General features: G+C 67.3%; 13 protein-coding genes and 1 pseudogene. 7 read left to right on the forward strand and 7 right to left on the reverse strand.

Features of this window, described 5'->3' with window-relative positions:
- Nucleotides 1-181: 181 nt before the first annotated feature.
- Both alr and ACILQR_RS12180 read right to left on the reverse strand, forming a co-directional pair.
- Complete coding sequence (gene alr, locus ACILQR_RS12175; protein WP_395651676.1) at nt 182-1,222, reverse strand: alanine racemase; 1,041 nt, start codon at nt 1,220-1,222, stop codon at nt 182-184.
- Nucleotides 1,223-1,368: 146 nt separating this feature from the next.
- Nucleotides 1,369-3,180 carry a tetratricopeptide repeat protein gene (locus ACILQR_RS12180; protein WP_395651677.1) on the reverse strand — a complete coding sequence of 604 codons (1,812 nt, stop codon included), beginning with the start codon at nt 3,178-3,180 and terminating at the stop codon, nt 1,369-1,371.
- 135 nt (nt 3,181-3,315) lie between these two features.
- Between ACILQR_RS12180 and flbT the strand changes: the two genes are divergently transcribed.
- The 4 genes from flbT to ACILQR_RS12200 all read left to right on the forward strand — a co-directional run bounded on the left by flbT (nt 3,316) and on the right by ACILQR_RS12200 (nt 5,791).
- Nucleotides 3,316-3,738 (forward strand): flagellar biosynthesis repressor FlbT, encoded by a 423-nt coding sequence (flbT, locus tag ACILQR_RS12185; RefSeq protein ID WP_271144908.1) that lies wholly within the window; start codon nt 3,316-3,318, stop codon nt 3,736-3,738.
- A gap of 13 nt (nt 3,739-3,751) precedes the next feature.
- Nucleotides 3,752-4,069 carry a flagellar biosynthesis regulator FlaF gene (flaF, locus tag ACILQR_RS12190; protein ID WP_271144907.1) on the forward strand — a complete coding sequence of 106 codons (318 nt, stop codon included), beginning with the start codon at nt 3,752-3,754 and terminating at the stop codon, nt 4,067-4,069.
- Between the two features lie 292 nt (nt 4,070-4,361).
- On the forward strand, nt 4,362-5,189 hold the full coding sequence (locus ACILQR_RS12195) for a flagellin (RefSeq protein WP_271144906.1): 828 nt from the start codon (nt 4,362-4,364) through the stop codon (nt 5,187-5,189).
- Between the two features lie 209 nt (nt 5,190-5,398).
- Complete coding sequence (locus ACILQR_RS12200) at nt 5,399-5,791, forward strand: hypothetical protein (RefSeq protein WP_395651678.1); 393 nt, start codon at nt 5,399-5,401, stop codon at nt 5,789-5,791.
- A 233-nt stretch (nt 5,792-6,024) separates the two neighbouring features.
- Here the strand turns inward: ACILQR_RS12200 and ACILQR_RS12205 are convergent, their stop codons facing one another.
- The 5 genes from ACILQR_RS12205 to ACILQR_RS12225 all read right to left on the reverse strand — a co-directional run bounded on the left by ACILQR_RS12205 (nt 6,025) and on the right by ACILQR_RS12225 (nt 11,434).
- Nucleotides 6,025-7,431, reverse strand: coding sequence for a hypothetical protein (locus ACILQR_RS12205; protein ID WP_395651679.1), 1,407 nt, complete (start codon nt 7,429-7,431; stop codon nt 6,025-6,027).
- Between the two features lie 57 nt (nt 7,432-7,488).
- On the reverse strand, nt 7,489-7,815 hold the full coding sequence (locus ACILQR_RS12210; protein WP_395651680.1) for a hypothetical protein: 327 nt from the start codon (nt 7,813-7,815) through the stop codon (nt 7,489-7,491).
- A gap of 52 nt (nt 7,816-7,867) precedes the next feature.
- Nucleotides 7,868-8,560, reverse strand: coding sequence for a hypothetical protein (locus ACILQR_RS12215; RefSeq protein WP_395651681.1), 693 nt, complete (start codon nt 8,558-8,560; stop codon nt 7,868-7,870).
- Between the two features lie 82 nt (nt 8,561-8,642).
- Entirely contained in the window at nt 8,643-9,212 is a 570-nt protein-coding gene (locus ACILQR_RS12220) for a GNAT family N-acetyltransferase (RefSeq protein WP_395651682.1), read from the reverse strand.
- Entirely contained in the window at nt 9,209-11,434 is a 2,226-nt protein-coding gene (locus ACILQR_RS12225) for a S9 family peptidase (protein ID WP_395651683.1), read from the reverse strand. Before ACILQR_RS12225 ends, ACILQR_RS12220 begins: the two co-directional genes overlap by 4 nt.
- Nucleotides 11,435-11,748: 314 nt before the next feature.
- Between ACILQR_RS12225 and ykgO the strand changes: the two genes are divergently transcribed.
- The 3 genes and pseudogenes from ykgO to ACILQR_RS12240 all read left to right on the forward strand — a co-directional run.
- Nucleotides 11,749-11,874: a type B 50S ribosomal protein L36 gene (gene ykgO, locus ACILQR_RS12230; protein WP_008263184.1), complete on the forward strand. Its 126-nt coding sequence runs from the start codon at nt 11,749-11,751 to the stop codon at nt 11,872-11,874.
- Between the two features lie 137 nt (nt 11,875-12,011).
- On the forward strand, nt 12,012-12,287 hold the full coding sequence (locus tag ACILQR_RS12235; RefSeq protein WP_271144900.1) for a DUF2312 domain-containing protein: 276 nt from the start codon (nt 12,012-12,014) through the stop codon (nt 12,285-12,287).
- 122 nt (nt 12,288-12,409) lie between these two features.
- Nucleotides 12,410-12,593, forward strand: a pseudogene (locus tag ACILQR_RS12240) (hypothetical protein); the annotation flags it as partial.

Raw genomic sequence — 12,593 nt, forward strand, 5'->3', positions numbered from 1 at the left:
CGGGAGAAGGTGGCAGCCGAAGGCTGACGGATGAGGGGTCGCTCGGGAGAGGACGGTTGTGGGTCCGACAGTTGAGGCAGTGTCAAACTTCAGTGTGACCCCTCATCCGACTTCGCTTCGCTCAGCCACCTTCTCCCGCAAGGGGAGAAGGACGTCATGGGACCAGCCTCACCCGGACTGTCTATCCCAGGTAGACCCTCGGCACGCGGGGCAGGATCGAGGTCAGGAGTTCGTAGGAGATGGTGCCGGCGGCGTTGGCGGCGTCGTCCAGCATGCGGGTGGGGCCGAACAGTTCGACCGCATCACCCAGGGCGGCGTCGGTGTCGGTGATGTCAACGGCGATCACATCCATCGAGACACGACCCAGCAGGGGCAGGAGGGTGCCGTTCAGCCAGACTTCGCCCTGACCCCGGCTGTAGCTGCGCAACAGGCCGTCGGCATATCCCGTCGCGCAGGTGGCGACGCGGGTCGGGCGGGTGGCGATGAAGCCGCGCGAATAGCCGACGCTCTCGCCGACCGGCACATCGCGGACCTGGAGGATGTCGGCGGTCAGGGTGGCGACGGGGGCGATGCGCGGGTCCGGCTTCCCTTCCGGACCGCCACCGTACAGGCTGATGCCGGGCCGCACGGCGTCGAAGGCGAAGTCGGGGCCCAGGAAACAGCCGCTGGAGTTGGCGAAGGACCGGATCGCGCCGGGATAGCGATCGCAGACCCCGGCATAGGCGTCGCGCTGTCGCCGGTTCATCGGCTCGGCCGGATCGTCGGCGCAGGCGAGGTGGCTCATGACCAGGGCGACGCCCTCGAAGGGTTCTGGCGCATCCTCGGGCCGGAAGCCCAGACGGTTCATGCCGGTGTCGATCTGGACCGCGCAAGGCCCGCCGCCCGACGCCAGCCAGGCCTGTTGCTGGGCCGGCTGGTTGATTACCGGGCGCAGGTTGGCCGCGCGCAGGTCGGGGATGGAATCGCCCGGGCACCCGTCGAGGATATAGATGGTCGGCTCAGGCCCCAGGGCGGTGCGCAGCAGGACGCCCTCGGACACCCGCGCCACGAAGAAGGTGCGCGCGTCTTCCTTCATCAGTCGCCCGGCGCAGGCGGCGGCACCCAGGCCATAGCCGTCGGCCTTCACCACCGGATGGGCCGGCGAGCCGCTGATCGCCGACAGTGTGTGGAAATTGCGGGCGAGCGCGTTCAGGTCGACGGTGAGGCGGGCGGGAGCGGACATGAGGGGGTTATGCCCGAAGGGCGGCAACAGGCAACAGGCAGCAGGCAACAGGAGGGCCGGGCACCTGAAAGACTTGGCGGCGGCAGTCGCGCGCTGAAGCTTGCCCGTTGCCCGTTGCCCGTTGCCCGTTGCCCGTTGCCCGTTGCCTACCCTGCCACTTCCTCCACCAAGGCCGCCCGGATCGCCTCGATCGCTCGGGGCCAGCCGTCGAAGCCGCCGGTGGCGAAGGTGCGGACGCGCGGGTAGAAGGGATAGCGGTCGGTGGACATCAGGTGCCAGTCGTCGGGCGCATGGATCAGCCAGGTGCGCGCCCCCGTCGCCGCCGCCATGTTCGTGCCCGCGATGCCGGGGCCGATGACGAGGTCCAGGGCCGAGGACAGGGCGATGACGTCATCCAGGTCGTTCTTCAGGTCAATCGGCGGGGTCCAGATCTTCGCGCCCGCAGCCTCTGCGGCCGCCAGATCCTCCGAGACGTCGCCGCATTGCAGGTTGACCATGACGCAGCCCGGTGTCGTCAGGATCGGTGCCCAGAGATCAAACGCCGAGAAATAGCGGGCACGCACCCCGGTCAGGATCGAACTCTTCCAGTGCAGGCCGACCTTGAAACCGGGACCCAGTTTTTCGATCTCGACCTTCCAGTGGGCGACCTTGTCCGGATCGGGTTTCAGATAGCCGTCGCGATCGGGGAAGTCGGACACCGAATGGCGGAACACGGCGCACAGGCTGGCCATGGGCACCCAGACGTCGGCCTTGCCTTCGGTCTCGCCGACCTCCTCCATGAAGGGGACATAGCGGGTCAGACGGCCGTCGAGGCGGACCGCCTTGTGCGTGCCCACCATGGCGGTCGGGAAGCTGCGCTGGAAGGTCGCGACCAGTCGGCCCTCGACAGCGATGAAGACCTTGCCGTCCGGGCCCACGGCGTCGATGACGTCGGGAATGCAGCCGCCGAAGACCATCTCGTCGGCGATGCCCTGTTCGCCGATGATCAGGACACGTTTGCCCTTGAGGTTCTGGGTTTTCGGGTCCCAGCGCGGGGCGTCGACGACGAAATGCACGGCCTCGGGCATCTCGGGATCCAGCCGGACCTCATAGGCCTCGAAGCCCTCCTGCAAGCGACCCATCCCCATCAGGGTCATGGCGCGGGCCATGTTCATCATCGCCGCCTCGTAGGGCGTCTCGGCACCGGGCAGGGCGGCGTCGAGGTCTTCAAGAGCACCCTGGGCATCGCCCAGCGGCTGGCGGGCGTTGGCGCGGTTGTAGCGGGCCTTGGCGAAGGCGGGGTCGAGCCGCAGGGCCTCCTCGAAGAAGGTCAGGGACGGTTCCATCCGGCCCTGATCGGTCAGGATGGTGCCCAGGGTGTTCCACAAGGTGGGGTCGGTCGGCTCGATCGCGATCATGTCGCGCAGCACGTCGATCGCCTCGTCATAGCGCTTCTGGTCGCGCAGGACGCAGGCCAGGTTGTTGGTGCCCTCGATATGTCCCGGCTCTGCGGCCAGGAATTTGAGGATCAGCTTCTCGGCGATCTCGAGATGGCCCAGCCGCTGGGCCAGCCGGCCGAGGTCGTGGGCGATGTTGACGTCCTCGGGCGTGATCTTCAGCGCCTGTTCGTAGGCGGTCAGGGCGTGGGCCAGATGGCCGGCCTTCTCGCGACAGATGGCCAGGACGTGCCAGGCCGCGCCGTGGCGTTCATCGAACTGCAGCACCTGGAGCGCGCGCCGGGCACCGCCCGCATAGTCGCCGACGCGGATGGCCGACAGCGCCGCCTTCAGCGTCTCGATCGCCTTCTTCTGGGCCTTGATCGAGGTTCGGTCACCGGCCAGGGCGCGGGACAGGCGGCTGATCGCGGCGGGAGAGGCGGCGTCGCCGACCACCCCCGTCGCCTGGGGCATCAGGGCGTGGACGTCGTCGGCGTCGGGTGTGGGGGCTTCGGCGGACAGGAACTGGGCGAGTGCGGACATGGATCGAGGCTCGTCGTCGGGATAGCGCAGCTTGGTCGCGGTGTTCACAAGGGATGGTTAACCACGAGCGTTTAATCGGTGTTTGCGGGCCTTCGACTACGACACGTAGGCGAGCCTGATGGAGACCTCGCGCAGATGCCCCTGAAGCTGTCGCTCAAGCCCGGCGAGAAATTCGTCCTGAACGGCGCCGTCGTCCAGAACGGCGATCGGCGCGGTGTGCTGATCCTTCAGAACAAGGCCAGCGTCCTGCGCGAGAAGGACATCATGCAGCTGGAGGAGGTCACCACCCCGGCCAAACGGGTCTATTTCCCCGTGATGATGATGTACCTGGACGAGACTCAGGCCTCCAAGGTCTATGACGAGTTCATCCAGCGGCTGTCGGAGTTCATGGGGGCGATCTCGAACCCGGTGGTGATGGCCGACTGCGTCGCTGCGTCCAAGCACGTGATGGCGCGCGAATACTACAAGGCCCTGATGGCCGCACGAAAATTGGTCGACTACGAAGAGCAAAGGCTGGGGCATGCTTCAGGCGTACAAACAGGCGGCGACGCGGACTGAATCTCCGCGTGAGATGGAGTACCGCCTGTTCGGCCAGGTGACGCGCGCGCTGATGCACGCCGCGAGCGTCGATGCGTCCGATATCGCGACCCGGATCGACGCCCTGGACTGGAACCGCCGGCTCTGGTCGACGCTGGCGACCGACTGTTCGGACCCCGGCAACGCCATGACGATGTCGCTGCGGGCCCAGATCATCTCCCTGTCGCTGTTCGTGAACAAGCACTCGTCGGCCATCATGCGCGATGGCGAAACCTTCGACGTCCTGATCGACCTGAACCGCGCGATCATGCAGGGTCTGGCGACGGATCCGACGGCGGCGCAGGCGGCCTGAACAGGCAACAGGCAACAGGCAACCGGCAGCGGGCCTAGCTGACCCCGCTTGCGAACGCCTGCACGGTTCCAAGTCTGACCGCCCCTGTTGCCCGCTGCCTGTTGCCTGTTGCCCCCTTCCATAGGTCATTTTTGCCGACTGCTCTGCGACGGTGACAAAAACCCCAATCCTTTCAATCTGATCGAGGCGGCCTGAACAGGCCCGGTCCTTGCGTGGCGTTGCCCGAACCCAGAACCGGTTCGACGGCCAGAAGGCCGTTGCCACTCCCGACCAGAATGGAAGGACACACACCATGGCCAACTCGGTCAACACCAACAGCGGCGCGATGGTCGCGCTGCAGAACCTGAACGCCACCAACGCCCAGCTGTCGACGACCCAGAGCCGGATCAACACGGGTCTGAAGGTCTCCTCAGCCAAGGACAACGGGGCCGTCTGGGCTATCGCCCAGGGCCAACGTGCCGAGATCAAGGCGTTGGGGGCAGTGAAAACGGCGCTCGATCGCGGAACCTCCGCGGTGGATGTGTCGCTGGCAGCGGGCGAGTCGGTCTCTGACCTCTTGCTCCAACTGAAGGAGAAGGCACTGTCCGCGACCGACCGGTCGCTGACGACCGCAGCGAGGAGCGCCCTCAACGAGGACTTCAAAGCCATCCGCGACCAGATCACCACGGTCACCAACAACGCCGATTTCAATGGGATCAATCTCATCAAGACCGGCGCGACGGCGTTCCAGGCTCTGGCCAATACGGCTGGCGGGACCATGACGATCGGCGCGGAAGTGCTGGCCCTCGGGTCCACGAATGTCACCGTGGCGGCGACAACGTCCATCGGCACCTCGACCCTGGCCACCACGGCCCTGGGTCTGGTGAACGCCTCCATCGACCGGGTCTCGGCCGCTCTCGGGCGTCTGGGCACCAAGTCGAAGGCTCTGGAAACCCATACGACGTTCGTCGGGAAACTGTCGGACGCGCTGGAATCCGGAGTGGGCAATCTGGTGGATGCGGACCTGGCGAAGGAAAGCGCCAAGCTCCAGTCGCTGCAGACCAAGCAGCAGCTGGGCGTGCAGGCGCTGGGCATCGCCAATCAGACTCCTCAGATCATCCTGTCACTGTTCCGCGGTTAAAGCGTTCAGGTCATCGCCGGGGAGTGGAAACGCTCCCCGGCGTTCCCTTTTTCATAAGAGGGGCGCTTCGCGCCGCGCTAACGCTCGCGACGCGGTCGCTCGCTGCTTGAGCGCGAGGTTGAAAGTGCGCCGGCGTACACGGATGTCGTTAACGTCCGGGTAGGCAAATCAACGAACGCTGATCGTCTTCACCCACGGGAGATTCGACCATGCTGTCCGGCCTTGCCCTTGCCTTGTCCCTGATCGCTGCGGGGCCGGTGGATCAGCCACCGGCACGATATGAACTCGACCTCTCCGTGATCCGCGACGGCGAGCCGGCGGTTCTCGCCAAGACGATCATCGTCGAGGACGGCACGGCGAACGTCGCCATCAGCGACGCCAGCGGGATGTTCGAGATGAACGCCAGCCTCAGCCCGGTTCAGGGCGACGCCAACGCCGATGCTCTTTCGCTCTATGTCACCATCAACGACGGCGACGCCCAGCCTCAGGAGCCGAACCTGCTCATCAAGCGCGGCCAGACCGCCCAGGTCGTCATCGGTCAGGAGGGGCCGGATGGTAAGATGTTCGAGGGCCTGACCCTGACGCTGACCCCAATCGAATAGGACGGCGGCCATTGACGGTCGGGAAAATCGGACCCACCTTCGACGTCCCTGTTCAACAGTCGAAAGGAGGTGATCCAGTGTCTCATAGTTTCATCCGCATGGCGGACGGCCAGAGCCTGGCCTCCGTCGGGGCGGCCACCTCCTGAGGGTCTGAGAAGACGCTCAAGAGACCGCCTGGCGGTCAGACTATGGAAGGGCCGCTCCAGCGATGGGGCGGCCCTTCTCTGTCAGGGTCAGTCGATCTTCAGGCGCAGGAAGATCATGGCGCCGTCGGGGTCGCCGCCGTAGCTCGCCTCCAGCCCGGTCGGGACGCGGTTGATCGCGTACAGGCCGCCGACGCCGAACCGGACGTGTTCGGCGATGCGCCAATCGTGGATCGCACCGACCGAGGCCTTGGCGACCGTGAAGACATCGCCGTGACCGCCGTGGTGGCCGGGCAGGAGTTCGTCGGTCTCGGTGCGTTCGGCGCGGGCGAAGATCGTCCAGCGGTCGTTGGGATGGATCGCGCTTTCCAGCAGCCAGGCGTCCTTGGTCTCGCCGTGGTCGGGGGTCTTGCGACCCCAGGCCAGGGTCGAGGACCACCAGCCGTCGGTGCCGAACCGCCGGGTGTGGATGGCGCTGGCCGAGGTCTTGGTCTCGTCCTCGCCGGGCTCCAGCTGTTCGGGCTCGGCGACGTCGGCATACGAGGCCTGCAGCGACCATTCGGGTGTCGGATTCCACGACGCGCGGACGGCCCAGCTGTCGAACGAGGGGCTTTCGATGTCATAGCGATCCTGGTCCGGCTCGCGGCCCCGGAAGGACGAGGCCTCCAGCTTGAAGGAATCGCGGACCCAGCCGACCGTGGCCACGCCGAACACGATATGGGTCGAGTCCAGCCAGTGGTGGGTGATGGGCGCCTCGGGTGAGTCCATCGCACTCATCCGGTGCATGAAGGCGGGCGGGCCGAAGGCGGGTTCGCCGGGCAGGCCGACATAGGCGAACAGGCTGTCGCGCGGACCGATCGGCCGGGCGTAGCTGGCCGACAGCTCCATGACCAGTTCGTGCGGGTGCTGGCGATCGACCAGGGGATCGACGCCGTTCGCGGTCTCGCCCGCCGCCAGCAGCAGGGGATAGCCCTCCTTGCCCATCAGGGGATCGGGGCTGAGCATCCCGCGCAGGTTCAGGATGCCGCCGTCGGCAAAATCCCGCCGGGCGGCGGCCATCAGCATGCCGGAGACGAAGGTCTGTTCGTCGCCGCGCGGGCCCGACTGGCGATCCCAGGTCAGGTTGAGCAGGGCGTGGGTCATGATCGACCAGTCGCCGGACGTGGAATGGACGCCGCCGTGCTGTGACGCGTCCGGCTGCCAGCTGGTGCCGGAGGCGTCACGGCTCATGGGCCAGGGGCCGAGCGGGGAGGTCATGGGCATGGCGTGGTCCATGCCGGTGCTCATGTCGTGGCCGCTGTGATCCTCGGCGGCGGCCGGGGCCGGAGTAACAGAAGCAGGGGGCATCCGGTGACCCGCGTGGGGGTCAGCGGTGGGCGTCTGCTGGGCAGGCGCGGGCGGTGGCGCGTGCATCGAATGGTCTTGCGCCAGGGCCGGTGCGGCCAGGGCGAACAGGGATGCGCCGGCGAACGCGCCGACGCGGAAAGGGACAGCCATCAGGGGCTCCTTGAAGGTCTTGAACGGCGCGGACGGGCATCCGCGCGACGGGGACGATCAGGAGGCGAGGCGAGGCGGGCCGTGTTCCGGTGCCGGCGACCGGCCGATCGGCAGGGCCAGTCGGGCGGGCTGGACCGGGCGAGGGTGGACCGTGGCGACGGTGGTGGGGGCCGAGGGCACGGCCGGTGACACGCAGGCAATGCAGCAGGCCATGACCATGGTCGCCTTGGCCGGAGCGGGCGACTTTGCGGGGGCGTCGTGGTGGGTGGTCGCCATCTCGTGGCAGGGCGCGCCCGTCGCAGGCGTCGCCCAGGCCCCGCCTGCGCCCAGGGTCAGAAGGGCGAAGACGCCGATCAGGCCAAGGATGAGGGACAGGCTGCGCACCGGCCCTGTCTATGCGTCGCGCACGGCCGACGCAACGCGCCGATGGTCGCGGTCAGGCGGGGTCGCGATGGTAGTCGAGGCCGATCAGCTGGTCGATGACGGTCAGGTCTTCCGGTGTCGTCCAGGCGAAACAGGTCTTGTTGACGTAATAGGGCTTGGCCGACAGGACGAAGAGCCAGGTCTTGGACAGGCCGAAGACGGTGGCCGTGGCGGCTTCGGCGGCGGCATCGGCGTCGGCCTCCGCAGCGGGAGCCGAGACCGTCTCGGTCCAGGTGAAGCGGTCGACGATCTGTTTGACCACCGCGCCGTTCGCCTGGCGCTCGCCGATCGGCGTCAGCAGGGGATGACCCTCCTTGAGGCGCTGCATCTCGATGTCGGCCAGGGTCACTGCCAGGTCGTTGGCGGCGGACTGGGTCAGGGTGCGCTCGACGCGGCGGACGGTGAAGACGCAGGAGCTCGGCCGGGGCTGGGCCAGGGTCCAGGCGTCGCCGTATGTGAAGCGCATCACGCCGTGCGGATCGGCGTCCACCGTCAGGGCCAGCAGGCTGTACTGATCGCTCTCGTCGACGCTGGCCACGCCGTCGTCGATGACCAGACCGTTCTGGCCCGCCCTCACGACGCCGCCGGTCTCGGGGAAGGTCACGCCGGGCGCGACGAACATCGGGCGGCTCTGGGCCGACACGGGGCCGCCGATGGCCACCGTGGCGGCGAGGACAAGGGATGCAAACAGGGTGCGACCGGACATGGCCCGGCCTTGGCAGACCCCGGTGTCATCCCGCAAGCGACTTCCCGAACCGCGCGTCACGGTAACCTTTACAGCCCCATCGTCAGGCGAGCGGCAGACCGGGCGCGCTGGGATCCGGGTCGGAGACGGCCCCGTGGCCGAGCGCGCGCTGCATGAACAGCACGTCCAGCCAGCGGTCGAACTTCCAGCCCACCCCCTCTATGGCCCCCATGGGACGGAAGCCGCAGGCGGTGTGCAGGCGGATCGATGCCTCATTGGCACTGTCGCCGATGACGCCCAGCATCTGGCGCACGCCCAGGTCTTCGCAGTCGTCGATCAGCCGGGTCAGCAGGGCCTTTCCGACGCCGCGACCGTGGGCCGAGGTCGAGACATAGATCGAATCCTCGACCGTGTAGCGATAGGCGGCGCGGACGCGGAACGGTCCGGCATAGGCATAGCCGACGATGACGCCGTCGATCTCGGCCACCAGCCAGGGCAGGCCGAGCGCCAGCACCGAAGCGCGGCGCGCCGCCATCTCGGTCTGCGACGGCGCGACGGTCTCGAAGGTGCCGGTGCCGGTCAGGACGTTCTGGGCATAGATGGCCGTGATGGCCGTGAGGTCGGCCTCGGTCGAGGGCCGGACGTGGACGGGGGAGGAAGCGGTCGGGCTCACGTCGCCTCCCAGCCCTTGTCGACGGCCCAGACCGCGAAGGCATAGTCGTGGGCGACTTCCTTCAGATAGTCGAACCGGCCGGAGGAGGAGAAATGCCCGGCCTCCATGTTGATCTTCAGCAGGATCGGCTTGCCCGATGTGGTCGCGGGACGGAGTTTCGCCACCCACTTCTCGGGCTCCCAGTAGGTGACGCGAGGATCCGACAGGCCGCCGGTGGCCAGTACCGCCGGATAGGCCATGGGCGCGACCTGATCGTAGGGGCTGTAGCTCATCATATAGTCGTAGTCTTCGGCGCTCTCGATGGGGTTGCCCCACTCGGGCCATTCGGGCGGGGTCAGGGGAAGGGAGGTGTCGGACATGGTGTTGATCACGTCGACGAAGGGCACTCCGCCGATCACCCCGGCCCACAGATCGGGACGCATGTTGGTGACCGCGCCGACCAGCATTCCGCCCGCCGACCGGCCCTCGGCGACGATGTTTCCGGCGGTCGCGTACTTGTTGGCGATCAGGTGTTCGGCCGAGGCGATGAAGTCGGTGAAGGTGTTCTTCTTGGTGTGGCGGCGCGCGGTCAGGAACCAGTTCCAGCCCTTGTCCGACCCGCCCCGGATATGGGCGATGGCATAGATCCAGCCGCGATCGACGAGCGACAGCCGGTTGGTCGAGAAGCTGGCCGGGATCGGATTGCCGTAGGAGCCGTAGCCGTACAGCAGCAGCGGCGCAGACCCGTCCACCGGCGTCGACTTGCGGCGCAGGACGGTGACGGGCACCAGCTGGCCGTCCGAGGCCGGGGCGTTCAGCCGCTCGACGACATAGTCGGCGGGGTCGTGGCCACTGGGCACCTCCTGCACCTTCCTCAGGGTCCGCTCGCGGGTCTTGAGGTCGTAGTCATAGGTCGAGGTGGGCGTCGACGGCGAGTTGTAGCCATAGCGCATGACGGTGGTGTCGAACTCGGACGCCCCGGCCAAAGACAGGGCGTAGGCGGGTTCGTCCACGGCGATCTCGTGCTCGGCACCGGCGCGGTCGCGGATGACGATCTTCGTATTGGCGTCGGCGCGCTCCTGGCGGCCGATGAAGTCCTTGACCAGGGCGACGCCCTCGATGAACCGGCCGGGCGTGTGGGGGACAAGGTCCTTCCAGTTTGCCGCGCCGGGCGCGTCGGTCGGGGCCTCGACGATCTTGAAGTCGATGGCGTCGCCGGCGTTGGTGCGGATCACCCAGCGGTCGCCCCAGTGGTCGGCGTCGAACAGGCGGGCGGTCTGGCGCGGTTCCAGCAGGATCGGGGTCGCGGTGGGGGTGGCGGCGGGGATGATGCGCGCCTCCGACGTCTCCTGATTGGCGACGGAGATCAGGATGAAGGCTTCGTCGGAGGTGACGCCGACGCTGATGAACATGCCGTCGTCGGTCTCTTCATAGACCAGGGTGGTCTCGCCGCCGCGCGCGGGGCGGCGGAAGATCTTGTCGGGGCGGCCGTTGTCGTCGCGGTTGGTCCAGAAGATCCACTGGCTGTCGGGAGAGAAGGTGAAGTTGCCGCCGGCCGAGCCGATCGGATCGGGCAGGACCGCGCCGGTCGCAAGGTCCTTGACAAAGATCTGGTGGACCTCCGACCCCTGCGCGTCCTCGGCATAGGCGAACAGGGCGTGGTCAGGGCTGTGGGCGGTCGCCGAGACTTCCGAATAGGCCTTGCCCTCGGCCAGGGCGTTGCAGTCCAGCAGCAGTTGCGGCGTCGGGGCGACGATGAAGTTCTTCGTGACCGGCTTGCCGTCCTCGATCCAGCTGCCCTGGCGTTCGACGCGCATGTAGCGGGGGTGCTGCTCGCCGGTCCTGAACTCGGTATAGTATTCCCACGGGCCGTCGGCGGAGGGGACCGACGAATCCGCCTCCTTGATGCGGCCCTTCATCTCCTCGAACATCGCGTCCTGAAGCGGCTGTGTCGGGGCCAGCATGGCGGCGCGATAGGCGTTCTCGGCGGTCAGATGCTCCTTGACGTCGGCCTTGATCAGCGAGGGGTCGCGCAGCACCGCCTGCCAGTTGTCGTCCTTCATCCACTGATAGTCGTCGGTCCGGGTCCGGCCCAGCTGGGTGATGGTGACGGGGACCTTCCGGGCGACGGGAGGAACGGGCGGCGTATTGGGCATCGAGGCTCCGGGTTGGGCGAGCGAGGGTCCGGCCTGGGCGACCACGACGCCGGCGGCGGCCGAGGCGATCAGTTCACGACGATTCATGGGGGGACCTTTGACTCAGGGACTTGCCGGACCATGGCGAGGGGGAGGAAAGGGGTCAATGCGGTGAAGCTCCCGATGGCGGGGACGTGAACTGCCGCTGCGTCAAAGGCCGGTCCCGGGACGATCGCAATCGCGGCCGGTGTCCCGGTTGACCTTTCGGGACTCGTTCTCTATACGCACCGCTCCGCCGCAGGCTCGACTTGCGGCTCTTTTATTTTGTTTAGCCTCTAGCCTGCGCTCAAGCAGCGAGCCACGTCATTCCCGCGCAGGCGGGAACGCGCGGCAAGCGTTAGCGCCACCAAGGATGTCCGACCATGAAGGTCCGCAGCTCGCTCAAGTCGCTCAAGACCCGCCACCGCGACTGCAAGGTCGTGCGTCGCAAGGGCGTCGTCTTCGTGATCAACAAGACCGACCCGCGCTTCAAGGCGAAGCAGGGCTGATTGGGTCGCGCGCCTGCGGGCGCGCTTCCAACGATCCACAGGCTGCGGACATTGTCCGTGGCCTTTTTCGTATGTGCGGTTGAGCGGCCTGCTGTGGCATGGTTAGCGTCCGGCTCGTTTTTTCAGGAGATTTCCCCATGGCCGATGACGCCTCTTTCGACGCCTCGCCGGACGTCCTGAACTCCGCCGCCCAGGGCCGTCTGCGCACCATCATCGAGCGCATCGAGCGTCTCGAAGAGGACAAGGCGGCGATCATGGCCGACATGAAGGAGGTCTTCCTCGAGGCCAAGGGCGAGGGCTATGACGTCAAGATCCTGAGGAAGGTCATCCGCATCCGCAAGCAGGACAAGGCGAAGCGCCAGGAAGAGGATGCGATCCTGGATCTGTACCTGTCGGCGCTCGGCGAGATCTGACCCTGAAGCGGACGCCGTTCGATCGGGGTCCGAGGCCTGAGGGCGACGCGCCGTCGCCCCGGAAAGGCCTGCAACGCAAGACCGGTTTCAAGACCGCCGCATCGGGGCCCGCGCAAACGGGAATGACCCGGTCCGGCGGTCTTTCCGCATCCGGGCCCAAGGCCAAGCCCGGCGCGCGCCCCAGCCCGTTCGAGGCCGAGCGCAAGGCCAATCAGCGCGCGGCCCTGAACGCCCTGAAACGCGCCCGGCGCGCGGCGGACAAGGCGGGCGTGCCCCTGTCGGAGTGGGAAGGCGAGTTCCTGGATT

It is taken from the genome of Brevundimonas sp., assembly GCF_044239655.1.
Lineage (GTDB): Bacteria > Pseudomonadota > Alphaproteobacteria > Caulobacterales > Caulobacteraceae > Brevundimonas.